Origin of the sequence: Streptomyces viridosporus T7A (genome assembly GCF_008704515.1) — a bacterium.
In the GTDB taxonomy this organism is placed as follows: Bacteria; Actinomycetota; Actinomycetes; order Streptomycetales; family Streptomycetaceae; genus Streptomyces; species Streptomyces viridosporus.
The window spans coordinates 2,073,456-2,097,928 of sequence record NZ_CP023700.1; the positions used below are offsets into that span (position 1 = coordinate 2,073,456).

20 protein-coding genes are annotated in these 24,473 nt (G+C 73.2%); 3 read left to right on the plus strand and 17 right to left on the minus strand.

Annotated features, from left to right (window positions below):
• Positions 1-57: 57 nt before the first annotated feature.
• From CP969_RS09775 to CP969_RS09815, 9 genes are all read right to left on the minus strand, one after another.
• Complete coding sequence (locus CP969_RS09775) at positions 58-1,128, minus strand: pseudouridine synthase (RefSeq protein ID WP_016826909.1); 1,071 nt, start codon at positions 1,126-1,128, stop codon at positions 58-60.
• Positions 1,128-1,832 carry an SMC-Scp complex subunit ScpB gene (gene scpB / locus CP969_RS09780; protein WP_016826908.1) on the minus strand — a complete coding sequence of 235 codons (705 nt, stop codon included), beginning with the start codon at positions 1,830-1,832 and terminating at the stop codon, positions 1,128-1,130. Before scpB ends, CP969_RS09775 begins: the two co-directional genes overlap by 1 nt.
• On the minus strand, positions 1,829-3,094 hold the full coding sequence (locus CP969_RS09785; protein WP_150474911.1) for a segregation and condensation protein A: 1,266 nt from the start codon (positions 3,092-3,094) through the stop codon (positions 1,829-1,831). Before CP969_RS09785 ends, scpB begins: the two co-directional genes overlap by 4 nt.
• Positions 3,095-3,112: 18 nt before the next feature.
• A complete protein-coding gene (locus CP969_RS09790; protein ID WP_181384318.1) occupies positions 3,113-3,670 on the minus strand; it encodes a hypothetical protein in 558 nt (185 codons plus the stop codon).
• On the minus strand, positions 3,655-4,782 hold the full coding sequence (locus CP969_RS09795; protein WP_078495437.1) for a ParA family protein: 1,128 nt from the start codon (positions 4,780-4,782) through the stop codon (positions 3,655-3,657). The genes CP969_RS09790 and CP969_RS09795 overlap by 16 nt, the downstream gene beginning before the upstream one ends.
• A gap of 412 nt (positions 4,783-5,194) precedes the next feature.
• Positions 5,195-6,319, minus strand: coding sequence for an alanine dehydrogenase (ald, locus tag CP969_RS09800; protein WP_016826905.1), 1,125 nt, complete (start codon positions 6,317-6,319; stop codon positions 5,195-5,197).
• A 136-nt stretch (positions 6,320-6,455) separates the two neighbouring features.
• Positions 6,456-8,513, minus strand: coding sequence for a tetratricopeptide repeat protein (locus CP969_RS09805; protein WP_016826904.1), 2,058 nt, complete (start codon positions 8,511-8,513; stop codon positions 6,456-6,458).
• Between the two features lie 187 nt (positions 8,514-8,700).
• Positions 8,701-9,327: an NUDIX domain-containing protein gene (locus CP969_RS09810; RefSeq protein ID WP_016826903.1), complete on the minus strand. Its 627-nt coding sequence runs from the start codon at positions 9,325-9,327 to the stop codon at positions 8,701-8,703.
• Between the two features lie 109 nt (positions 9,328-9,436).
• Positions 9,437-11,086 carry a CTP synthase gene (locus CP969_RS09815; RefSeq protein ID WP_004989989.1) on the minus strand — a complete coding sequence of 550 codons (1,650 nt, stop codon included), beginning with the start codon at positions 11,084-11,086 and terminating at the stop codon, positions 9,437-9,439.
• Positions 11,087-11,556: 470 nt separating this feature from the next.
• On the opposite strand from CP969_RS09815, the gene CP969_RS09820 reads away from it, so the two are divergent.
• Together CP969_RS09820 and CP969_RS09825 are read left to right on the plus strand one after the other, a co-directional pair.
• On the plus strand, positions 11,557-13,359 hold the full coding sequence (locus tag CP969_RS09820; RefSeq protein WP_016826902.1) for a glycoside hydrolase family 15 protein: 1,803 nt from the start codon (positions 11,557-11,559) through the stop codon (positions 13,357-13,359).
• A gap of 208 nt (positions 13,360-13,567) precedes the next feature.
• Positions 13,568-15,211: a PucR family transcriptional regulator gene (locus tag CP969_RS09825; protein ID WP_109541492.1), complete on the plus strand. Its 1,644-nt coding sequence runs from the start codon at positions 13,568-13,570 to the stop codon at positions 15,209-15,211.
• Positions 15,212-15,245: 34 nt separating this feature from the next.
• On the opposite strand, the gene CP969_RS09830 is transcribed toward CP969_RS09825, so the two are convergent.
• The 5 genes from CP969_RS09830 to CP969_RS09850 form a co-directional block, all read right to left on the minus strand.
• A complete protein-coding gene (locus CP969_RS09830; RefSeq protein WP_016826900.1) occupies positions 15,246-16,367 on the minus strand; it encodes a glycosyltransferase family 4 protein in 1,122 nt (373 codons plus the stop codon).
• 596 nt (positions 16,368-16,963) lie between these two features.
• Positions 16,964-18,682, minus strand: a complete 1,719-nt coding sequence (recN, locus tag CP969_RS09835; protein WP_016826899.1) for a DNA repair protein RecN — start codon at positions 18,680-18,682, stop codon at positions 16,964-16,966.
• 139 nt (positions 18,683-18,821) lie between these two features.
• The gene (locus tag CP969_RS09840; protein WP_004989981.1) at positions 18,822-19,727 is read right to left on the minus strand and encodes an NAD kinase; all 906 of its coding nucleotides are present in this window, start codon (positions 19,725-19,727) and stop codon (positions 18,822-18,824) included.
• A complete protein-coding gene (locus tag CP969_RS09845) occupies positions 19,724-20,539 on the minus strand; it encodes a TlyA family RNA methyltransferase (RefSeq protein WP_004989978.1) in 816 nt (271 codons plus the stop codon). Before CP969_RS09845 ends, CP969_RS09840 begins: the two co-directional genes overlap by 4 nt.
• 7 nt (positions 20,540-20,546) lie before the next feature.
• Entirely contained in the window at positions 20,547-20,930 is a 384-nt protein-coding gene (locus CP969_RS09850) for a hypothetical protein (protein ID WP_016826897.1), read from the minus strand.
• Between the two features lie 42 nt (positions 20,931-20,972).
• Between CP969_RS09850 and CP969_RS09855 the strand changes: the two genes are divergently transcribed.
• A complete protein-coding gene (locus CP969_RS09855) occupies positions 20,973-21,320 on the plus strand; it encodes a hypothetical protein (RefSeq protein WP_004989972.1) in 348 nt (115 codons plus the stop codon).
• On the opposite strand, the gene CP969_RS09860 is transcribed toward CP969_RS09855, so the two are convergent.
• The 3 genes from CP969_RS09860 to CP969_RS09870 are packed head-to-tail and all read right to left on the minus strand — an operon-like array spanning position 21,304 to position 24,295.
• Complete coding sequence (locus CP969_RS09860) at positions 21,304-22,221, minus strand: ABC transporter ATP-binding protein (RefSeq protein WP_016826896.1); 918 nt, start codon at positions 22,219-22,221, stop codon at positions 21,304-21,306. The genes CP969_RS09855 and CP969_RS09860 overlap by 17 nt on opposite strands.
• Positions 22,218-23,255 (minus strand): FecCD family ABC transporter permease, encoded by a 1,038-nt coding sequence (locus CP969_RS09865; protein WP_004989967.1) that lies wholly within the window; start codon positions 23,253-23,255, stop codon positions 22,218-22,220. Before CP969_RS09865 ends, CP969_RS09860 begins: the two co-directional genes overlap by 4 nt.
• Positions 23,252-24,295 (minus strand): FecCD family ABC transporter permease, encoded by a 1,044-nt coding sequence (locus tag CP969_RS09870; protein ID WP_026085307.1) that lies wholly within the window; start codon positions 24,293-24,295, stop codon positions 23,252-23,254. Before CP969_RS09870 ends, CP969_RS09865 begins: the two co-directional genes overlap by 4 nt.
• Positions 24,296-24,473: the final 178 nt, after the last annotated feature.

Sequence of the window (24,473 nt, forward strand, 5' to 3'; positions counted from 1 at the left end):
AAAGGGGGTGGGGGTCGGTCACAAGCCCCGGGACGGTCGGTCACGGGCTCCGGGACGTCAGAGGTCGACCTCCTGCATCAGCATCCCGACCTCGGTGTTGGACAGCCTGCGCAGCCAGCCCGACTTCTGGTCGCCCAGGGTGATCGGCCCGAAGGCGGTGCGCACCAGCTTGTCGACCGGGAACCCGGCCTCCGCGAGCATGCGGCGCACGATGTGCTTGCGGCCCTCGTGCAGGGTCACCTCGACGAGGTAGTTCTTGCCGGTCTGCTCCACGACGCGGAAGTGGTCCGCGCGCGCGTAGCCGTCCTCCAGCTGGATGCCGTCCTTGAGCCTCTTGCCCAGGTCGCGCGGGATGGGCCCGACGATGTGCGCGAGGTAGGTCTTCTTCACCCCGTACCGCGGGTGGGTCAGCCGGTGCGCCAGCTCGCCGTGGTTGGTGAGCAGGATGACGCCCTCGGTCTCGGTGTCGAGCCGGCCGACGTGGAAGAGCCGGGTCTCGCGGTTGGTGACGTAGTCGCCGAGGCACTGCCGGCCCTCGGGGTCCTCCATCGTCGAGACGACACCGGCGGGCTTGTTCAGCGAGAAGAACTGGTAGGACTGGGTGGCCACGGTCAGGCCGTCGACCTTGACCTCGTCCTTCTCCGGGTCCACCCGGCGGCCCTGCTCCAGCACGATCTCGCCGTTGACCTCGACCCGCGCCTGCTCGATCAGCTCCTCGCAGGCGCGCCGGGAGCCGTAGCCCGCGCGCGCGAGGACCTTCTGCAGCCGCTCGCCCTCCTGCTCGGCGCCCGGGAAGGTCTTCGGGAGCTTCACGTCCTTCCGGCCCGCGTACCGCTCGCGGTTGCGCTCCTCGAGCCGCGTCTCGTACTCGCGCGAGCGCGCCGGGGCGGTACGGCCCCGGCCGCCCCGCTGGGGCGCCGGCTTCGCTCCGCCGCGCTGGGGCGCCGGCTTCGCTCCGCCGCGCCCGGACTTCGGGCCGTCCTGGGTGGCGCCGGGGCCTCCGTCGTAGCGGCGCTCCTCGGGGCGGGGCTTGCGGGGGCGGCCCTGCCCCTGCTTCTGGTCCCTGTTGTTGCCGGCGCCGCGGTAGTTACCGCGCCCGCCGCTCTTTCCGCTGCCGCTGCTTCGCATCAAAGTTCCGTCGTTGTCGTTATCGGCACGTTCGTCGTGGCACCGTCGTCCGGGTCCGGGCCGTCCGGATCGAACGACGGCACGCCTTCCTGGGTCTCGGCCTCGATCGCCTCCGCCTCCGGGAGGAAGGGCGCGAGCTCCGGGAGCTCGTCCAGACCGCGCAGGCCCATCCGCTCCAGGAAGTGGTTCGTCGTCGTGTACAGGATCGCACCTGTTTCGGGTTCCGTGCCCGCCTCCTCGACCAGACCGCGCTGCAGGAGGGTGCGCATGACGCCGTCGCAGTTCACTCCGCGCACCGCGGAGACCCGGCTGCGGCTGACCGGCTGGCGGTAGGCGACCACGGCGAGGGTCTCCAGGGCGGCCTGGGTGAGCCGGGTCTGCTGGCCGTCCAGGACGAACCCCTCCACGGCGGCGGCGTACTCGGGACGGGTGTAGAAGCGCCAGCCGCCCGCGACGAACCGCAGCTCGAAACCGCGCCCCTGCGCGGTGTACTCGTCGGCCAGTTCCCGCAGGGCGTCCGCGACCCGGTGCCCGGGCCGCTGCAGCACCTTCGCCAGGTGCTCCTCGGTCACGGGCTCGTCCACGACCATGAGGACCGCCTCCAGGGCGGGCTTGAGGTCGAGGTCCGCGACGGTGCGCGGCTCGGCGGGGGCCCCGGTGCCGGTCGTGGTGCCGGTCGTGGGGCCGGCCGTCTCCTCGCTCACGTCTTGCTCTCCTCCTCGGTCGGCCCGGGCGGCCGGTCGAACTCGTCGGTGACCGTCGGCGCGGCATCGCCGTCCCCGCCGGTCCAGCGCACGGTCAGCTCACCGAGCGCGGTCTCCTGGTCGAGGGCGACGGCCTTCTCGCGGTACAGCTCGAGCAGCGCGAGGAACCGGGCCACGACGGTCAGTGTGTCGTCGGTGTCCTCGACGAGCGTGCGGAAGCCGGCCTCGCCCAGCTCCCTCAGCCGCGCGACCACGATCCCGGCCTGCTCCTGCACGCTGACCAGCGGCGCGTGGATGTGGTCCACGTACACCTGCGGCCTGGGCCTGGGCCGCATCGCCCTGACGGCGAGCCGGGCGAACCCCTCGGGGCCGATCCTGATGACGACCTCGGGCAGCAGCTCGGCGTGGTGCGGTTCGAGCCCGACGGTACGGGGACGGCGCCGGGCCTCGTCGTCGAGGCGCCCGCTGAAGATCTCCGCGATCCGCTTGTAGGCGCGGTACTGCAGCAGCCGGGCGAACAGCAGGTCCCGGGCCTCCAGCAGGGCGAGGTCGGCCTCGTCCTCCACCTCGGCGGCGGGCAGCAGCCGCGCCGCCTTGAGGTCGAGCAGCGTGGCCGCCACGACCAGGAACTCGGTCGTCTCGTCCAGGTCCCAGTCCGCCCCCAGCGCCCGGATGTACGCCATGAACTCGTCGGTCACCTCGGACAGGGCGACCTCGGTGACGTCCAGCTTGTGCTTCGCGATCAGCTGGAGGAGCAGGTCGAAGGGTCCCTCGAAGTTCGCCAGCCGCACCGTGAACCGGCCGTCGCCCTCGTCGCCGTCGCCGCCCGCGCCGTCGGCTGCGGCGGCCGCGCCGGCCGGGGGCTCCGCCCCGGGGGCCACGGGGTCCGGCGCGGTGGGCGCGTGCGGCGTTTCCCTGTCGTCGGCCGCGGGCCGCGGTGGTCCCGCCGGCCCGGTCCGGGCCGGCGCGTACGGGGCGGGCCCGCCGGCCGTCGCACCGGCGGGGTGCGCCTCCGGGGCGGTGAGGGCCGTCACGTCCTCTGCGGGCGGCCCGTCGGGTCCGGCCTCCGCGGCCTCCGGCCGCGCCGTGCCGCTCCCGCCCGCCGGATCCTCCGGCGCCGGTGCGGGGGCCCGCGGCGCCGGGTGCGCCACCGGCTCGTCCGGCACCGGCGGCGCCGCTCCCGGACCCCGCCCCAGCGCACGCCGGCGGTTCGGCCGGCCGCCGGGGGCGGGGACGGGGACGAAAGGGTCGTTCGAGGTCATGACCCCCGCAGGCTACCGCTACCGTCCGCGAAGCCGCCGTACGAGGATGCTCGCCTCCCCGCGGGTCTCCAGGTCGGCGAGGACCACGGCGACCGCCTCGCGGACGATCCGGCCGCGGTCCACGGCCAGTCCGTGCTCGCCGCGCAGCACCAGGCGCGCGTGCTCGAGGTCCATGAGCTCCTCGGCGGAGACGTACACGGTGATCTTCTCGTCGTGCCGCTCACGGCCGCTGGGGCGGCGCGCCGCCGTTCTCCCGCGCTTGCGCGGGACCGCCGTCGCCGCGGCGGCCCCTTCCTGCGCCGTCTGACGCCGCCCGGAGCCCGTCGCGGTGCGGCTGCGGGACTCCCCGGCCTCAGCCGGCCCCGGGTCCGCGGCGACGTGCTCCGCGCCCTCGCCGCCCTGGGCGGGCACCGACTGCGGCGCGTCCTCCTGGGCCGCCGCGTCGCCCTCCCCGGCGGGGGCGGGGACCCGGGCGTCACCGCCCGCCTGGCGCCGGGGCGTGGACGCCTGGAGCGCCGTCCCCCCTGTCGTACGGAAGAGTTCGTCGGCCCCGGGCAGACTCACTCGGCGTGACACCGGGCGAGCACCTCCCTGGCGAGCTGACGGTAGGCGGCGGCACCGACGGAGTTGGAGGCGTACGTGGTGATCGGCTCACCGGCGACCGTGGTCTCCGGGAAGCGGACCGTGCGCCCGATGACCGTGTGGTAGACGTGGTCGTCGAACGCCTCGACCACACGCGCGAGCACCTCGCGGCTGTGCACCGTGCGCGAGTCGTACATCGTGGCGAGGATGCCGTCGAGCTCCAGGTCGGGGTTGAGCCGCTCCTGGACCTTCTCGATGGTCTCGGTCAGCAGGGCCACACCGCGCAGCGCGAAGAACTCGCACTCCAGCGGCACGATCACCTTGTGCGCGGCCGTCAGCGCGTTGACCGTGAGCAGACCGAGCGAGGGCTGGCAGTCGATCACGATGAAGTCGTAGTCGTCCATGAGCGGCTTCAGCGCGCGCTGGAGCGTGGACTCGCGCGCGACCTCGCTCACCAGCTGGACCTCGGCCGCCGACAGGTCGATGTTGCTGGGCAGCAGGTCCATGTTGGGGACCGCCGTCTTCAGCAGCACCTCGTCGGCCGCCATCCCCCGCTCCATGAGCAGGTTGTAGACGGTGAGGTCGAGCTCCATCGGGTTGACGCCGAGACCGACCGACAGCGCGCCCTGCGGGTCGAAGTCCACGAGCAGCACCCGGCGTCCGTACTCCGCGAGTGCGGCACCCAGGTTGATGGTCGACGTCGTCTTGCCCACGCCGCCCTTCTGGTTGCACATCGCGATGATCTTCGCGGGACCGTGGTCGGTCAGCGGGCCCGGGATCGGGAAGTACGGCAGCGGGCGCCCGGTCGGGCCGATGCGCTCGCGGCGCTGGCGCGCCGCGTCGGGCGCGAGCGTGGCCGCGTACTCGGGGTCCGGCTCGTACTCGGCGTCGGGGTCGTAGAAATGCCCCTCGGGCAGTTCGTCGTAGTCGGCGAGATGGTTGTGGGGCGCGCCACTTCCGTCGCCGGCCATGGCGTTCACGTGATGGCCATCCATGCTTCGGTGTGCAGTGTGAGTCGCCTGCTGACTCTGGTGGGCTGCGAAGGTGCGCACAGCGACGGAGCCGACAGGAGCGAACCCCGCGGGTTCCTGGCCCCGTGCAGGCATTCCTGGTCGACCACCCCCGGGAGTAAATGTCGACTCGTTCACAAGTCGTCTTACCTCCTTGGTGACCAGGAAACTTCTAGACAGGTCAGCGTGGCACCATGCCGACGGTTGGCGACTCTATGGCGTGTCGGCCGTCCGCAGCAACACAATCCACCGGACCCGGCCCGATGTGTCGGCAATGGAACACCCCCCTGTCAAGGGCGTACGGCCGTCGTACGGCAGGTTTCACCGGTGTGCGAATCGGTGGAAGCGTGACGTTCGAGGTGAGTTGTACCGGGGTCGGGAAGTGACCATACACACACCCGGCCGGACCTTGTCGGGCAAGGTCCAGCCGGGTATGCGTCGTTGACCGCCGGTGTTGACGTATCGCCTTTTCCGCTCGGTGAGTTGGTCGACTTGCCTCCTGGGCGACTCAGTCGATCAGCGAGGAGAGCTCCACGTGCTCGAGGCCGTGCGCCTCGGCGACCTCCCGGTAAACGACCTTGCCGTCATGCGTGTTGAGTCCCTTGGCGAGCGCCGGGTCCCGGCGCATCGCCTCGGCCCAGCCGCGGTTGGCGAGCTCGACGATGTACGGCAGCGTGGCGTTGGTGAGCGCGTAGGTGGAGGTGTTGGGCACCGCGCCCGGCATGTTGGCGACGCAGTAGAAGACCGACTCGTGGACCTTGAAGGTCGGCTCGGCGTGCGTGGTGGGGTGGGAGTCCTCGAAGCAGCCGCCCTGGTCGATCGCGATGTCGACAAGGACACTTCCGGGCTTCATCCGCGAGACGAGGTCGTTGCTGACCAGCTTCGGGGCCTTGGCGCCGGGCACCAGCACCGCGCCGATCACGAGGTCGGCCTCCAGACAGGCCTTCTCCAGCTCGAAGGCGTTGGAGACGACGGTCTGGATCTTCGTGCCGAAGATCCGGTCGGCCTCCTTGAGCTTGTTGATGTCCTTGTCCAGCAGGGTCACGTGGAAGCCCAGGCCGACGGCGATCTGCGCGGCGTTCCAGCCGGAGACGCCACCGCCGATGACGACGGCCCGGCCGGCCAGCACACCGGGGACGCCGCCGGGCAGCACGCCGCGACCGCCGTGGGCCCGCATCAGGTGATAGGCGCCGACCTGCGCGGACAGCCGGCCCGCGACCTCCGACATGGGCGCCAGCAGCGGCAGCGCGCGGCTGGGCAACTCGACGGTCTCGTAGGCGATCGCGGTGGTGCCGGCCTGAAGGAGGGCGTCCGTGCACTCCTTGGAGGCGGCCAGGTGCAGGTAGGTGAAGAGCGTCTGGTCCTTGCGCAGGCGGTGGTACTCCTCCGCGACGGGCTCCTTGACCTTCAGCAGCAGGTCGGCGGCGGCCCACACCTCGTCGGCGGTGTCCAGTATCTGCCCGCCCGCGGCGACGTACTCGTCGTCCGGGATCGAGGAGCCGACCCCCGCGCCGCGCTCGACGACGACCTGATGACCGTGGCGCACCAGCTCGTGCACACCGGCGGGGGTGATGGCCACCCGGAACTCGTTGTTCTTGACCTCGCGGGGGATGCCGACCTTCACGTCGATCACGGTCCTTGGCTCAGAGGATACGGGCGTCTTGGTGCGCATACCCAGGCACACATGGGCACACCGGGAGAAACCGCAGAAGATGGTGCGGTAGAGCCAGTCTAATGAAGGTGTTCCCGCTGTCTAGCCTTTCATTGCATCAATCTTCAGCAGGTGTGCTGCGGATTTCGCAGGCACTGGCTCCACGTTCCAGCTCGGGGTCGCCCTCCGGAGCCTCCTCGTCCAGCATGCACTCGGCCGTGCCGCGGTGCAGCGCGGCCGACGCGGGGTCGCCGAGGCGCTCGAAGGAGTCGGCCAGCCGCAGGTGCAGCGCCGCCTGCAACCGGGTGTCCTCGGCCCGGCCCGCCCACTCCACGGCCTCCCGGCAGGTGCGCAGCGACTCCTCCGGCCGGCCCGCGTACTCCTGGACGCGGGCCAGTTCGCTGAGCGCCCGCGCCTGTGCGGCCACGTCCCCGTCCTTGCGGTACCCGGCGACGGCCGCGCGCCAGTTGCGCAGCGCCTCGCCGTAGCGGCCGGCGTAGGTGTGGGCGGCGCCGATACGGCCGTAGAGCCGGGCCGCGTCCGCGCGCTCGCCCCGGGCCAGCCGCTCGGTCAGGGCCCGGCCGAACCAGTCGGCGGCCCGGTCGTAGTCCCCGAGCTCCAGGTGCGCGCCGCCCACGGATTCCGTCGCGCGGCCGATCGCGTACGGGTCGCGGGCCGCGCGGCCCGCGTCCAGCGCGGCCCGGTAGCGCACCAGGGCGTCGGCCGTGCGGCCGGTGCGGGCGTCGAGGTCGCCGAGGTTCAGCAGGGCCGCCGCCCGCTCGCGGGGCAGCCGACGGCGCTCGGCGACGTCCAGCACCAGGCCGTGCAGCACGTAGAGGTCGCTCGCCGCCGCCCGGGTGCCGACGTGGGCCACCATGGCCCGCACCAGCTGGGACATCAGCCGCCGGGCCAGGGTGTCCAGCTCCCCGTCGGCGACCGCGAGCCGGGCGGAGGCCAGCAGGGCGGGCCTGCTCAGGCGCAGCCAGTCGGCGGCGGCCCGGGGGCTGGGGAAGCGCAGGGAGCGCGGCATGCCGAGGAGCCTCTCGCGCGCCTGGGGGCTGTCGGTCTCCGTGATCACCCTGCACGACTGGAGCAGCCGTACGGTCCGCTCCAGCATGCGGGCGCGGGCCAGCTCGAGCTCGGCGGGGCGGTCGTGGGTCTCGGCGAGGTCGCGCAGCAGGGGGTGCAGACAGCCGGGCACCTCGTACTGCGGCAGCGGCGAGGCCACCGCGTGCAGCAGGCCGTGGGCGACGAAGCCGTCCAGGGCGGCGCGGGCGGCGTCCACCGAGCAGCCGGCGAGCGCGGAGGCCGTGTGCGGGTCGACCAGGCCGGCCGGGGCGAGGCTGAGCAGGCGCAGGGTCCGGGCGGCGGGCGCCGGCAGCGAGGCGTGCACGAGCCGGAGGGCGCGGCCGATCACGGTGCCCCCGCCGGTCTGCGCGTGCAGCTGTTTGGCGAGGTCGGCGACGGCGGCCTTGGGCCGGGCGGCGAGCCAGCCGCCGGCCAGCACCAGGGCGGCCGGCTCCCCCTCGCACTGCTCCGCGAGCCCCTCGGCGGCCCGGGGATCGACGGTGATGCGGACCGGCCCGGCGGCGCGGGACAGCAGCTCCACCGCGGACGTGGTGTCGAGGCCGCCGAGCGTGCAGGGCCGGACGTCCGCGATGCCGGTCAGCGGCCCCGAGGAGACGGTGACGGCCAGGCAGTCCGGGTTGTCCGGCAGCAGCGCGTCGACCTGCTCGGCGTCGGCCGCGTCGTCGAGCAGGAGCAGCACCCGGCGGTCGGCGAGGGCGGTGCGCAGCGCCTCGGTGAGCTCGTCCTCGGGGGCTCCGGCGGGGGCGGGCGCCTCCAGGGCGTCGAGCAGCTCGCGCGCGGCGCGCTCGACGGGCACGCGCGTACCGTCGGGCTCGGTCAGGCGGGCGCGCAGCACCCCGTCGGGATAGCGGTCGGCGACCCGGCGCACCAGTTCCTCGGCGAGGGCCGTGCGGCCGGAGCCCGGACGGCCGGCGACGAGCAGGACGCGCGCGCGGGGCGCCTTGCGGCCCGAGAGGGTGTCCAGGCCCGCGCGCTCGATGTCGGCGCACAGTTCCTTCAACTCCCTGGCACGGCCCAGGAACCGGTCCTTTGCGGCCGTGTCCTGGGAGAGCCGCGCCCGGCCCGGGTCCACCGCCTGATCCGTCACGGGCCACACTCCCGTCCCACCGCACGCGCGAGCCCGCCCCGGTGGAAGGGCGTCGCGCCTGCTTCTCGGCTCACTCGCGAAGAGCCTAGTTCACGCTCCGCCACGTTCCCGGCGGAGCGCCGCAGGCACATCGCCTGACCGGATCAACCGATGGTCACATCATGGGTACGCAGCAACCCGAACGGCATCAGACCTCGAACGGACGTGCGGGCCACGGCGCCTGGGCCGGACGCAGCGCGTCCAGCCCGTCCCCGGCGCGCGCGGCGACGAGCGAGAGGACACCCACCACGAGGCAGTTGTTGTGCAGCTCACCGGCCAGCACCCCGCGCACCAGCTCGTCGACGGGCACCCGGGCCAGCTCCATGTCGGCCTCCTCGTCCTCGACCGCGAAGCGCTCGCCCTCGGCCTCGGACAGACCGCGGGCGAGGAAGATCCGCACGGCCTCGTCGCAGCCGCCGGGGGTGGTGTACACATCGGTCAGCACCCGCCAGTCCTCGGCCTTGACGTGCGCCTCCTCGTACAGCTCGCGCCGGGCGGCGTGCAGCGGGTTCTCGCCGGGGACGTCCAGCAGGCCGGCCGGGATCTCCCACAGCTTGTGGCGCACCGGGTGGCGGTACTGGCGCAGCACCAGGACACGGTCGGCGTCGTCGAGGGCGAGGACGGCCACGGACCCGGGGTGGACCTGGTAGTCGCGGTGGACCACGGTCCCGTCGGGCATGACCACGTCATCGGTGCGGACGGAGGTCTTGTTGCCGACGAAGGGGGTCCCGGTCGCCCGGACCTCCCACTCTTCCGGGGTGTCCTTGATCGTCATGCCTGTCCTTCCGAACGTACGGCGGTCGTGCGCGTGCACTGCGTGGGAAAAGCAGCCGGGGTGCGGACCTTTTGCGGGCTCGCACCCCGGCAACCGTACAACCGGTGTGTTACTTCGAGATCTTCCGCTCGACGGCGGCCTTCACCAGGCCGGCGAAGAGCGGGTGCGGACGGGTCGGACGCGAGCGCAGCTCCGGGTGCGCCTGGGTCGCGACCAGGTACGGGTGGACCTCGCGCGGGTACTCGACGTACTCCACGAGCTTGCCGTCCGGGGAGGTGCCGGAGAAGACGATGCCCGCCTTCTTCTCCAGCTCCGCGCGGTAGGCGTTGTTCACCTCGTAGCGGTGGCGGTGGCGCTCCTCGACGTACTCCTTGCCGTCGTACACCTCGCGCACGATCGACCCCTCGGCCAGCTTCGCCGGGTACATGCCGAGCCGCATGGTGCCGCCCATGTCGCCCTCACCGGCCACGATGTCCATCTGCTCGGCCATGGTGGAGATGACCGGGTGGGAGGTGGCCGGGTCGAACTCGGTGGAGTTGGCGTCGGAGATGTCCGCCAGGCTGCGCGCGGCCTCGATCACGATGCACTGCAGGCCCAGGCACAGGCCCAGCAGCGGGATCTTGTTCTCGCGGGCGTAGCGGATGGCGCCGACCTTGCCGAGCACGCCGCGGTCGCCGAAGCCGCCGGGGATGCAGATGGCGTCGACGTCGCCGAGCTGCGCCTGGGCGTCGGCCGGGGTCTTGCAGTCGTCGGAGGTGACCCACTTGATCTTCACGCGGGCCCTGTTGGCGAAGCCGCCCGCGCGCAGTGCCTCGGTGACCGAGAGGTAGGCGTCGGGCAGGTCGATGTACTTGCCGACCAGGGCGAGGGTGATCTCGTGGTCGGGGTTGTGGACGCGGTCGAGCAGGTCGTCCCACGTCCTCCAGTCCACGTCCCGGAAGGGCAGGTCCAGCTTGCGCACGACGTAGGCGTCCAGGCCCTCGGCGTGCACGACCTTCGGGATGTCGTAGATCGAGCGGGCGTCGGGGCAGGCGACCACGGCGTCCTCGTCCACGTCGCACATCAGCGAGATCTTGCGCTTGATGGCGGTCGGCACCTCGCGGTCGCAGCGCAGCACGATCGCGTCCGGCTGGATGCCGATGTTGCGCAGGGCCGCGACCGAGTGCTGGGTCGGCTTCGTCTTCAGCTCGCCCGAGGGGCCGATGTACGGCAGGAGCGAGATGTGCACCACGAAGACGTTGTCCCGGCCGACCTCGTGCCGCACCTGGCGGACGGTCTCCAGGAACGGCAGCGACTCGATGTCGCCGACCGTGCCGCCGACCTCGGTGATCACGACGTCCACCTCGTCCGTCGCCATGCGGCGGATGCGGTGCTTGATCTCGTTGGTGATGTGCGGGATGACCTGCACGGTGTCGCCCAGGTACTCGCCGCGCCGCTCCTTGGCGATCACCGTGGAGTAGACCTGGCCCGTGGTGACGTTGGCGGAACCGTCCAGGTCGCGGTCGAGGAAGCGCTCGTAGTGGCCGATGTCCAGGTCGGTCTCGGCACCGTCGTTGGTGACGAACACCTCACCGTGCTGGAAGGGGTTCATCGTGCCCGGGTCCACGTTCAGGTACGGGTCGAGCTTCTGCATCACCACGCGCAGACCCCGGGCCTTGAGCAGCATGCCGAGGCTGGAGGCCGTCAGGCCCTTGCCGAGGGAGGAAGCGACACCCCCGGTGACGAAGATGTGCTTGGTCGTCGAAGATTTGGGCGGCATGGCCAAGAGGGGGCTCCCGTGGTCGCGGTCTGGGGGATGCGGTTCCGGGGTTTCTCGCCCACCGGTCCACGGGCTACCAGCGTATCAGCGCCGCGGCGCGGCGACGTCCGCGCACGTACCGCACACGCAGCGCGCACGCACCGACACGGAAACGCACCCTTCACGGGTCCTTTGCCCGCCGCTCACTCGTTCAGCGGAATCCGGTTCTCCGGAGCGGCACACAGATCATCTACGTGCGTCGTATCCTGCTCGGACACTCACCGACGAGCCCGGCCGGCCGAACGGCACCACCCCCGACCGTAAGTTCCGGAACAACGACAGCTCGTCGGTTCGTTGAGCAACAATTGACGCTTCGCACGACGACTGAGCGACTGCTGTGCTTCACGCTCAACAACGCATTGCAAAAACCCCTTGACCGCACTAGCGACAGCCCCTTGTGGGGTGACGTGGCCGTTCGACTGGAGTTGCACGTGGCCGGGCGCATCGAAGACTACGCACTCATCGGAGACATGCAGACCGCTGCCCTGGTCTGCCGGGACGGCACAGTGGACTGGCTGTGCCTGCCCCGCTTCGACTCCCACGCCATCTTCGCCGGTCTGCTGGGCACCGAGGAACACGGTTTCTGGCGGCTCGGTCCCGCACACGCCCCCGACGACCAGCCGCCCGCGGCGACCCGGCGGGGCTACCGCGGCGACTCGCTGGTCCTGGAGTCGGAGTGGGACACCCCGCGCGGCACGGTCCGGGTGACCGACTTCATGCCCCCGCGCGACGGCGCCCCGCAGCTGATCCGGATCGTGGAGGGCGTCTCCGGCCGGGTGCCGATGCGCTCGGCGCTGCGGATGCGGTTCTCCTACGGCCGGGTGGTGCCGTGGGTGCACAAGCACGAGGGGCGCACGGTCGCCGTCGCGGGCCCGGACTCCGTGTGGTTCGACACACCCGCCGAGACCTACGGCGAGGCGCTGACCACGTACGCGGACTTCACGGTCGCGCCGGGCGACCGGATCGCCTTCACGGTCTCCTGGCAGCCCTCGCACAAGGAGCCGCCGCCGCTGCCGGAGCCGGAGCAGTCCCTGGAGGCGACGGAGGACTTCTGGCGCGAGTGGGTGGAGCACTGTACGTACCACGGCCCCTACCGCGAGGCCGTGATCCGCTCCCTGATCACGCTGAAGGCCCTGACCTACGCCCCGACCGGCGGCATCGTCGCCGCGCCCACCACCTCCCTGCCGGAGGACATCGGCGGCGTCCGCAACTGGGACTACCGCTACACCTGGCTGCGGGACGCGGCGATCACCCTGTCCTCGCTGCTGCGCACCGGCTACCGCGAGGAGGCCCGCGCCTGGCGCGAGTGGCTGCTGCGCGCGGTGGCGGGCGACCCGGAGAACCTGCAGATCATGTACGGCATCGCCGGCGAGCGCGAGCTCGGCGAGGCGGAGCTGGACTGGCTGCCCGGCTACGAGAACTCCACCCCGGTCCGGGTCGGCAACGGCGCCGCCCACCAGCTCCAGCTGGACGTGTACGGCGAGGTCACCGAGGCCCTGCACCTGGCCCACATGACCGGCCTGTCCCGCAACGACTACGCCTCCGTGCTCCAGGTCAAGCTGATCCGCTACCTGCAGAAGCACTGGCAGGAGCCGGACGAGGGCATCTGGGAGGTGCGCGGCCCGCGCCGCCACTTCGTGCACTCCAAGGTGATGGCCTGGGTCGCGGTCGACCGCACCATCAAGCTCATCGAGTCCGGCGACGCCGACGGCCCGCTGGAGGACTTCAAGCGGCTGCGCGACGACATCCACCGGGACGTGTGCGAGAAGGGCTACGACAAGGAGCGCAACACCTTCACGCAGTCCTACGGCTCGACGGAGCTGGACGCCGCCCTGCTGCTGATCCCGCAGGTGGGTTTCCTGCCGTCGGACGACAAGCGCGTGATCGGCACCATCGAGGCGATCCAGCGCGAGCTGTCCACGCCCGACGGCTTCATCCTGCGCTACCCGACGGAGGGGCAGCACGAGGGCGTCGACGGCCTCCCGGGCGACGAGGGCGCGTTCCTCGCCTGCTCGTTCTGGATGGCCGACGACCTGGCGATGATCGGCCGCGTGGACGAGGCCCGCAAGCTGTTCGAGAAGCTGCTGTCGCTGCGCAACGATCTCGGGCTGCTGGCGGAGGAATGGGATCCGCGCCTGAAGCGCCAGGTGGGCAACTTCCCGCAGGCGTTCAGCCACGTGCCGCTCATCGACACCGCCCTGCGGCTGACGGCGTCCGGGGCGTACGGGGGCTGAGGACGCCCGACGGGGGCCGCGGCCGTCCGCCCGGGCCGGGAACGGACATCGGCCGTTTCCCGGGAGGGGGGCGGCCGGGGCCTCCCTGTCCTGTCGACGGCGGCCCGGTCGTCGGCCTGCGCCGGGCGCGCGGGGCCCCGGCGGGCCTGCGCGCTGCCGTACCCCCGCGAGGTGCCCCGCACCGGCCCGCCCGGGTACCGTCCCGCTCATGAACAGCGGCAGGGACGGTGGGTACGACACCCGGGGCGCCGGGATCACCGTGCGGCGGGCGCTGGAGCTGCCCGGGCTGCGCGGCGGACTGCCCGAGGTCGTGGCGGGCGCCGACCGGCTGCAGCGCACGGTGCGCTGGGTGCACGCGGGTGAGGTGCCCCACATCGCCTCGCTGCTCAAGGGCGGCGAACTGCTGCTGACCACCGGATACGGACTCGGCCACCGCCCGGCCGACCAGCGCGCGTTCGTGCGCACGCTGGCCGAGCGGGGCATCGCGGCGCTCGTGGTGGAGCTGGGGCCGCGCTTCGCCCGGCTGCCCGCCGCCCTCGTCGACACGGCCCGGGCGGCGGGGCTGCCGCTGGTCCAGCTGCACCGCGAGGTGCCGTTCGTGGCGGTCACCGAGGAGATCCACACCGAGATCGTCAACGGGCACTACGCGCTGCTGCAGCGCGCCGAGGAGGTGCACCGCCGGTGCACCGAGGCGCTGCTGGGCGGCGGCGGGGTCCCCCAGGTCCTGGAGATCCTGGCCGGGTTCACCGGCAACCCGGTCTTCCTGGAGACGACGGACGGACAACTGCTGTACGCGGCCGGGGAGGGCCCCGAGGGCGCGGATCCGCTCCAGGTGTGGGAAGGGCTGCGGGACCGGCACCGGGACGACCCGCCGGCCGGTTCGGCCCTGGTGGACGTGCCCGGCGGCGGACCCGGCAGCGGGGGCGTGCGGGCCCGGCTGGTGCTGCTGCCGGTACGGAGCACGCCGGAACCGGTGCACCGCATGGCGGCCGAGCGGACCGCGGGCATCCTCGCCGTGGTGCTGATGCAGGCCCGCCAGGAGGAGGAGCTGGCGGCGCGGGGGCGCGGGGACTTCCTCACCGACCTCGCCGAGGGCCGTGTCACCGCCGAGGACGCGCCCGCGCAGGCCCGCGTGCTGGGCTTCAAGCCGGGCACCGGCCCGTTGCTGCCGGTGGTGATGCGGCTCGGCGACGCCCTGTCCCCGCAGGGGGGAGGCTGGGCGGTGCTGGCCCGCGCGGTGGCCGAGGAGCTGGCCTCGCTCGGGGTGCCCGTGCTGCTGGGGGTGCGGCCGGTCGAGGGGCGGGTGCCGCTGCTGCTCGGGCTGCGCGCGGAGGCGGAGCGCCCTGCGGTCGCGGACCGGGTGGCGGCGGCGCTGCGGGCCGGGGTGGAGCGGGCGGGCATGCTGCGGCCGGGGACCCGGCCGCCCGCCGTGGTGGTCGGACCGGCCGGCGGCTGGGCGGCGGCGTCGGCGGGACTGCGGCACGCGGCGGAGACGGCGACCGCGGCGCAGGGCCTGCCGGACCGCCCCTGGTACGACGCCCGCCGGCTGGACATCGACCTGCTGCTGTGGCGGCTGCGCGACCATCCGGACCTGGCGGCGTTCGTGGACCGCGCGATCGGTCCCCTCCTGGACCACGACCGCCGCTCCAGGCCCTTGCTGCTGCCCACCCTGGAGACGTATCTGGCCCATGCGGGACGCAAGGCGGAGACGGCCCGCGAACTGCATCTGAACCGGCAGACGCTCTACAACCGGCTCGCCCGCATCGGCGAGTTGCTGGGCACCGACCTCGACGACCCGCAGACGGTCCTGGTGTTGAGCCTGGCCCTGCGGGCCCGGCGGCACGTGTCCTGACCCGCCGGCCTCCGCCCCGCGCCCGGCCCCGGGATCAGATCAGCGGTCGGTGCCGGGTCAGTTCGTCGTACACGCTGAGCACTTGGGCGACCGTCTCGTCCTCGGTCGGCCAGGTCGCCGCCTGCCGCGTGCCCCGCTGCCGGAGCAGCTCCCTGCGGTCGGGGTCGTCCAGCAGCCGTAGGACGGCGTCGGCGAGCGCTCGCGCGTTGCCGTACGGGACGAGTTCGGCGGCGTCGCCGACGAGTTCGGGGATGCCGCCGACGCCGGTCGCGACGAGCGGCACGCGTGCGTGGAGGGCCTCCTGGGCGAACGGGGAGCGGGCCTCCCACCGGCTGGGCAGCAGCGCGAGGTCGGCGGCGGAGAGCAGGTCGGGGACGTCGTCGCGCCGGCCGATGAGCCGGACCGGCAGGTCCTCGGCCTCGATCCGCCGCTGGAGTTCGCCGCGCAGCGGCCCCTCCCCCGCGATGACGACCAGCGGAACGGGGTCGAGGCGGCTCCACGCGTACGTGGCGTCCAGCAGGGCGGTGTAGCCCCGGTGCCGTTCGAGGGAGCCGACGGCGAGGAGCAGCGGACGCCCCATGGCGCCGAGTTCGGCCCGGACCTTGGACCGCAGCCGGTCGGGGTCCTCCGGTTGCGGGGGCGTGCGCGTCCCGGGGAGCGAGACCGCGGCCAGCCGCGCGTCCCGCGCTCCCGTGCGGCGCGCCCGGTCCACGAGGGCGGAGGTCGTCCCGAGCACCACGGTGGCCGCCTTGACGACCCGCCGCTCCAGCACCCGCAGGAAGTGGGCGCGCGGACCGTCGGCGCGCGCCCGGTCGTGCCAGGTCACGACGAGCGGGGTGGGCCGTCCGCTGAGGGCGAGCACCGTGCGGAAGGAGGCGTGCAGCCCGTGCGCGTGCACCAGGTCGGCGTCCGTGCAGGCCGCCCGCAGCGCGGCCACCGATCCCGGGTCGCTGCTGCGCGGCACGTGCACATGGTCGGCGCCGACGCCCGTGAAGCCGTAGGTGTGATCCGCCTCGGCGGGGGCGCACACCGTGACCCGCACGCCCCGCGCGACGAGCCCCGCGGCCAGCGAGCGCACATGAGCGCTGCTGGCGGCGTTGCCACCGCCCAGCACCTGCACGGTGCGCAGCGGTGAGTGGCTGCTCACGGGGGTCACGCGGCCGGGCTCCTGGTTCGGGTCGGACGGTCACGGAGAACGTACAGAAGGGTGGTGCGCAGGGGTGTGCCGCACGGTTTCCCCCGTGTACTCCGTCAAGGATGCCAGGACGTACGGGTGTTCCGGGACGGCGGGAGCGCGGGGCCGGGGTCGCACGGGAGGGTGTGTCACCCACACGAGTGACGGAAGCATCGGCTCCGGAACGGGACGCCGAGCGGCTCCCGGTCCCTCCACCCCGTCCGGCCACCGGGCCGCCGCGCTCGCCCGGTCCCCGTGCGCCGCGGCCGCGCCCGGCGCGACGGCATGGGCGACGGGTCCGACCCCGGCCTCCGCCGCGAGGACGGCGGGACCCGCGTACCACCCGGCGCCACGGCCGGTGTGGTCCCTCCGCTCCCGGTGGCCGGGCCCGCCGGGAGCCTCGGCCCGCAGCGCGGCCGTACCGGCCCGGGTGAGGGCGGCGGCGAGCCCGAAGGAGGCGGTTCCGCGGGATCGGCCGGCCGTCCCGTCGCCCCACGCGTGGTCATCCCACCGGACCGGGCGCGGCCGTGCCGCCGTCCGCGCGGCGCGGGCGCGGCCGGCGCCCGGGCGCTCCCCGGCTACACGTCCGCCCGGGCCGTCGCCAGCAGTTCCTCCGCGTGTGCGCGGGCGGTCTGCGAGTCCTCCTGGCCCGCGAGCATCCGGGACAGCTCCCGGATCCGCTCCTCGCCCTCGAGCACCTTCACGCCGGACCGGGTGACCGAACCGTCGTCGGTCTTCTCGACCAGCAGCTGCCGGTCGGCGAACGCGGCCACCTGGGGCAGGTGCGTGACGACCACGACCTGCGCCGTCTTCGCCAGCCGCGCGAGCCGGCGCCCGATCTCCACCGCCGCCTTGCCGCCGACACCGGCGTCGACCTCGTCGAAGAGGTACGTCGGCACGGGATCCGTGCCCGCGAACACGACCTCCACGGCCAGCATCACGCGCGACAGCTCACCGCCCGACGCCCCTTTGGCGATGGGCCGGGGCGGCGCCCCGGGGTGCGGGGCCAGCAGCAGCTCGACCTCGTCCACGCCCGACGGACCGTAGGCGACCGTGCGCCCGCCGACCTCGACGCCCTCGGGGTCCTCGGTCTGCCGGATGTCGAACGACACGCGCGCGTGCGGCATGGCGAGCGAGGCCAGTTCGGCGGTCACCGCCGCCGCGAACCGCTCCGCCGCCTCCGTCCGCGCGTCCGTCAGCTCCTGGGCCAGCACGCCCAGTTGGGCACGCAGCTCGTCCCGCTCGGCGGTGAGCTCCGTGATCCGCTCGTCGTCGCCCTCCAGTTCGGTCAGCCGCGCGGCGCTCTGCTCGGCCCAGGCCAGCACGGCCGCGATGTCCTCGCCGTACTTGCGGGTCAGCCCGGTGAGCGCGGCCCGCCGTTCCTCCACCGCGGCCAGCCGCAGCGGATCGGCGTCCAGGTCGTCGGCGTACCCCGCGAGTTCCCCCGCGACGTCGCGCAGCAGGATGCCGACCTCCCCGATCCGGTCGGTGAGCGCGGCCAGCGCCGGGTCGTGGGCCCGTACGGCCTCCAGGGCCCGCTGGGCGCCCGCGACGAGCGTCCCGGCGTCGACGCCCTCGGGGTCCTCCGGGTTGCCCGCGAGGGCGGCGTGCGCGACCGCCGCGGCGGACGCCAGCGCCTCGGCGTGCCCGAGCCGCTCGGCCTCCTCCGCCAGTTCCACGTCCTCGCCCGCGCGCGGCTCCACGGCGGCGATCTCCTCGAGCCCGAAGCGCAGCATGTCGGCCTCCTGGGCCCGCTCACGCGCGCGCGTGGTGAGCTCCTCGAGCTCCGCGGTGACGGCCCGCAGCCGCTTGTACGCCCCGCCGTACTTGCCGAGCGGCACGGCGACCGCGTACCCGGCGTACCGGTCGAGCGCCTGCCGCTGCCGGGACAGCTTCAGCAGCCCCTGCTGGTCGGTCTGCCCGTGCACGGCCACGAGGTCGTCGGCGATCTCGGCGAGCAGCCCCACGGGCACGCTCCGTCCTCCGACGTGCGCCCGTGAACGTCCCTCGGCGGAAACGGTACGGCTGATCAGCAGCGACCCGTCGTCGAGTTCGGCCCCGGCCTCCTCGGCCCGTACCACGGCCGCGGTGTCCCGGGGGACGGTGATCCGCCCCTCCACGACCGCGTTCCGCGCGCCGATCCGCACCAGGGCCGCATCCGCCCGTCCCCCCAGCAGCAGGCCGAGGCTGGTGACCACCATGGTCTTGCCCGCGCCCGTCTCGCCGGTGACGGCGGTGAAGCCGGGCGACAGCTCGACGACAGCGTCGTCGATGACTCCGAGCGACCGTATCCGCATTTCCTCCAGCACGTTCCAGACCTTACGAGGTTTCGCGGTGGCCGTGCGACGCCGCCCCACCCATCGGGGGGTCACCGCACGTCGCAGCCGTGCGGCGGGTCACTCACCGAACAGGTGTTCCCCTCTTGCCGGACGCCGCCTAGTGCGGCGCCCCGCGCCACCCCGAGACCGGCAGCGCGAACTTCGCCACCAGACGGTCCGTGAACGAGGCGTGGTGCAGCCGGGCCAGCCGCACCGGCACGGCTCCGCGCCGCACCTCCACGCGGGCGCCGGACGGCAGCTCCACCGTGCGCCGCCCGTCGCACCACAGCACGCCCGGCGGCACGTGCGGCAGCACCTCCACCGCCAGCACGGAGTCCGGCGAGGTCACCAGCGGCTTGGCGAACAGCGCGTGCGCCGAGATCGGCACCATCAGCAGCGCCTCGACCTCGGGCCACACCACGGGCCCGCCCGCGGAGAACGCGTAGGCGGTCGAGCCGGTCGGGGTGGCGCACACGATCCCGTCGCAGCCGAACCCGGTGACCGGCCGCCCGTCGATCTCCAGCACGACCTCCAGCATCCGCTCGGCGGACACCTTCTGCACGGCCGCCTCGTTCAGCGCCCAGTCCGTGTGCACGATGTCGCCGTTGCGGTGCACGACGACGTCGACGGTCATGCGCTCCTCGACCTCGTACGCCCGGCTCACCACGCGGTCGACCACCTTGTCGAGGTCGTCCCGCTCGGCCTCGGCGAGGAACCCGACCCGCCCGAGGTTGACGCCGAGCATGGGCACCCCGGAGGCGCGGGCGAACTCGGCGCCGCGCAGCAGCGTCCCGTCGCCGCCGAGCACGATCAGCAACTCACAGCCGTCCAGGCACTGCGGAGTGGCCTCCTTGACGGTCTCCACGTCGTCCGGCAGCGGCAGGTCGCGCGCCTCGTCCTCCAGCACCCGCACCCCGAGCCCGGAGCGCAGCAGCCCCTTGACCACGAGTTCGGCGCTGCGGATGGCCGCGGGCCGCCCGGTGTGGGCCAGCAGGAAAACAGTACGAGCTCGGTTCTGTGTCAACGCGGCCCCTCCGCCACTGCACGGTCAACGTCGGCCGGGTCCAGTTCCGGAGCCCCGGCCCGCAGCCACAGAAAATATTCGACATTCCCGGAAGGTCCGGGCAAGGGGCTCGCCGTCACGCCCTTCGCCCCGAGTCCCAGCTCCCAGGCCTTGGCCGCCACCCCGCGCACGGCCTCGGCGCGCAGTTGCGGGCTGCGGACCACTCCTCCGCTGCCCAGCCGCTCCTTGCCCACCTCGAACTGCGGCTTGACCATCATCACCAGGTCGGCGTCCGGTCCCACGCACCGCTTCAGGGCGGGCAGGACCAGTCCGAGCGGAATGAAGGACAGATCCCCCACGACAAGATCCACAGGCTCCCCATCGATCGCCTCGAGCGTCAACTCCCGTACGTTCGTACGGTCCTTGACGGTGACGCGTTCATCGTTCCGAAGAGACCAGGCGAGTTGTCCGTACCCCACGTCCACGGCGACCACGTGCGCGGCCCCGGCCCGCAGCAGGACGTCGGTGAAGCCGCCGGTGGAGGCGCCGGCGTCCAGCGCCCGCCGCCCCTCGACCACCAGTCCCCGCGGCACGAAGGCGTCGAGCGCCCCGGCCAGTTTGTGGCCGCCGCGCGACACGTAGTCCGGGTCGCCGGCGTCGTCGGCGACGACGATCGCGGCGGCGGTCTCCACCTGCGTGGCGGGCTTGGTCGCGACGGTCTTGCCGACGCTGACCCGGCCCGCGGCGATCAGCTGGCTGGCGTGCTCGCGCGAGCGCGCCAGCTTGCGGCGGACCAGTTCCGCGTCGAGACGGCGGCGTGCGACTCCTGCCACGTTCGGTTCAGCTCCTGTGTGCGTGTGCCGGATCGGATGGGTGGCCCGAAGGGCCTGGTCGAGGGGTGGCGGTCGGGTGACGGGCGGGAGCCGGGGCCCCCGGACCGGCGTCGAGCGCGGTGAGCGCGTCGCGCAGCCCCCGGTGCACATCCTCGTACACCTCGACGTGACCGTCCGTGGCGAGGTGGTCGGCGTCGGCCAGCCGCTCGAGACGGGCGTCCACCTCGGCGTTGCCGGTGGGGGTGCGCGGCACGTCCAGGGGAACCGGGCCGGCGGGCCCCGGATCGGGCTCCGGCTCGGGCGGCGCCTGCGGCCCGGCGTGTCGTGACTGCGGCTGCGGCTCCGCGAGGACCGGCTCCGTGTGCTCCGCCTCCGGCGCTGCGTCGTTCATGCCCCGACGCTACCGCGAACGCCTGGGGTACCGTCGTCCGCGATGGCCACGATCGAGGAGTGCCGTGCCGCACTCGACAAGCTTTCGGACAGCATGCAGCACGCCGAGGGGGACGTCCGCGCGGCCGCGGCGATGGACCGCTCGGTCAGCTGTCACGTCACCGACCTGGACGTGACCTTCGCCGGCCGGCTCACCGGCGGCCGGATCGAGGTGCACGACACCTTTCCGGGCCCGCCGCGCGAGAAGGCCCAGATAAGGCTCGCGATGACCGGCGACGACCTGGTGGCCCTGGTCGACGGCGAGCTGCACTTCGCCAGGGCCTGGGGTTCGGGCCGGGTGAAGCTGGAGGCGGGGCTGCGCGACCTGTTCCACCTCAGGAAGCTCCTGTAGCGACCGCCTTCCGGGCCGCGTCCCGGTCCCCGGCCGCCGTCCGCGCCCGGCGCGCCGCCGGCACGATCAGGGGCGTGCCCGTCTCGGGGTCGTCGATGACCTGGCAGCGCAGCCCGAAGACCTCCTCGACCAGCCCGGCGGTGACGATGTCCTTCGGCGCGCCCTGGGCGATGACCTTCCCCCCGCGCAGGGCGATGAGGTGGGTGGCGTACCGGGCGGCGTGGTTGAGGTCGTGCAGCACGGCGACGAGGGTGCGTCCCTGCTCCTCGTGCAGGTCCGCGCACAGGTCCAGGACGTCGATCTGGTGCTGGATGTCCAGGTAGGTGGTCGGCTCGTCGAGCAGCAGCAGCGGGGTCTGCTGGGCCAGTGCCATCGCGATCCACACGCGCTGCCGCTGACCGCCGGAGAGCTCGTCGACGTACCGCTCCGCCAGCTCGGCGACCCCGGTCTGGGTCATCGACTCCCGGACGACCCGCTCGTCCTCGGCCGACCACTGGCGCAGGATGCCCTGGTGCGGGTAACGGCCGCGGCCCACCAGGTCGGCGACCGTGATGCCGTCGGGCGCGATCGACGACTGGGGCAGCAGCCCCAGGGTCCGGGCGACCTTCTTCGCGGGCATCGACTGGATGACCTGTCCGTCGAGCAGGACCCGGCCCTCGCTGGGCTTGAGCATCCGCGACAGCGCCCGCAGCAGCGTCGACTTGCCGCAGGCGTTGGGGCCGACGATCACGGTGAAGGAGTTGTCCGGTATCTCCACCGACAGCTGCTCGGCGATGACCCGCTGGTCGTAGGCGAGGGTGACGTTCTCGGCGGACAGTCGGTTCACGGTGCTCCTTCGGTCGTCCAGCCCGCTGCTGGCACTGTTCTTGCCGCTCCCGTCCTTCTCGGTCCCGGCGCTCATATGCGCCCCGCCCTGCGCTCGGTGACCAGCAGCCACAGCAGATAGACACCGCCGACCACGCCGGTGACCACGCCCACGGGCAACTGGTCGGTGCCGAACGCCCGCTGCGAGACCCAGTCGGCGGTGACCAGCAGGGCGGCGCCCATGCACAGCGACGCCACCAGGTTCGGCCCGGGCGAACGGGTCAGGCGCCGGGCGAGCTGCGGCGAGGTGAGCGCGACGAAGGCGACCGGTCCGGCGGCGGCGGTCGCGGAGGCGGTGAGCAGCACGGCCGACACCAGCAGCACCAGCCGTACGCGCTCCACCCGCACCCCGAGGGCGGACGAGACGTCGTCGCCCATCTCCATCATCCTCAGCCCGCGGGAGTTGGCGAGGACCAGGGGGACGAGGACGATGCACAGGGTGAGCAGCGGCCAGACCTGGGCCCAGTCACGGCCGTCGAGGGAACCGGTCATCCACACGACCGCGCGGGCCGCGTCGACGATGTCGGACTTGGTGAGCAGGTATCCGTTGACCGCCGTGACGATCGCCGAGACACCGATGCCGACCAGGACCAGCCGGTATCCGTGCACGCCCCGCTTCCAGGCGAGCACGTAGATGGCGAACCCGGTCACCAGCCCGCCGACGAGCGCACCGACGGCGACCTGGTCGGCGGTGCCGGAGAACAGCACGATCACCGTGAGCGCGCCGGCGGTCGCCCCCTGCCCGAGGCCGAGGACGTCCGGGCTGCCCAGCGGATTGCGGGAAATGGCCTGGAACAGGGCGCCGCCGAGTCCGAGCGAGGCACCGACCAGCAGGCCGACCAGGACCCGGGGCAGCCGCAGTTCGGTGACGATGAACTCCTGCCCGGCGTCGCCCTCCCCGACGAGCGTCCTGAGCACGTCGGCGGCGGACATCGGGAAGTCGCCGGTGCCGATCAGCACCACGCTCGCGGTGAGCGCCGCGAGCAGGAGCAGCACGACGACGGTGAGGGCACGCACGTCCAGCCGGACCGAGAGGCCGCCGGGAGTCCGTACCGCGCGGTTGGTCTTCACAGCTGAGCCGTCCTCCGCCGTCGTACCAGAAGGATGAAGACCGGGCCGCCGAGGATCGCCGTGACGATGCCGACCTGGAGCTCCGCGGGCCGGGTCACGATCCGGCCGATCACATCGGCTCCGATCAGCAGCACGGGCGACAGGATCGCCGCGTACGGCAGGATCCAGCGCAGGTCGGGCCCGGTGAAGGAGCGCACGACGTGCGGCACCATCAGACCGACGAACACGATCGGCCCGCACGCGGCGGTCGCGGCCCCGCACAGCACGGTCGCGGCGAGCATGGACAGCGCCCGGGTGCGGTTGAGATCGGCGCCGAGGGCCTTGGCGGTGTCGTCGCCCATGGCCATGGCATTGAGCGGCCGGGCCAGCAGCAGCGCCAGCGCGCAGCCGACCAGCAGGAACGGCAGGACCTGCTCGATGGTCGAGGCGTTCCCCGAGGACAGCGACCCCACCGTCCAAAAACGCATCCTGCCGAGCGCCGCGTCGTCCAGGATCATGACGGCCTGGATGTAGCCGTAGAGGGCGGCGCTGATCGCGGTACCGGCGAGCACGAGCCGCACCGGCGTCGCGCCCCGGCTGCCGCCCAGGAACCACACCAGCGCCCCGACGGCCGCCGCGCCGAAGAACGCGAACCACACGTACCCGGACAGCGAGGTGACGCCGAAGAAGGTGATGGCGGTGACCACGGCCGCGGACGCGCCCGCGTTGATGCCGAGCAGCCCGGGGTCGGCCAGCGGATTGCGGGTGAGCGCCTGCAGCACCGCCCCCGACAGGCCGAGCGCCGCGCCGGCGAGCAACCCGAGCACGGTGCGTGACAACCGGTCGGCGACGACGACGTCGCTGTAGCTGCCGGTGTCCTCGAACAGGCCGTGCCAGACCTGGTCGAGGGACAGGTCCTTCGCCCCGATCGCGAGGCTCGCCAGCATGACGAACACCAGGATCGCGACGGAGACGAGCAGCCCGAGGGAGCGCGCGACCCGGCGCCTTGGGGGCGCGGGGACATCGTCCGCGCGCTGTTCGGGGGGACTCTCGACCAACACGCGGTTAGGTTAGCCTACCCTGCTATTCGATCACGATCCCCGAACTCGTCCTCCGGGGGACGGACGGGGCGGACAAGGACGAACAAAGACGGACGGGGAGGAGAGGCGGCGGAGAAGCGCGGGCGCCGGTGACGCCGGAGCCGGAGGGCGCCGGAGCCGGGGGGCGCCGGAGCCGGAG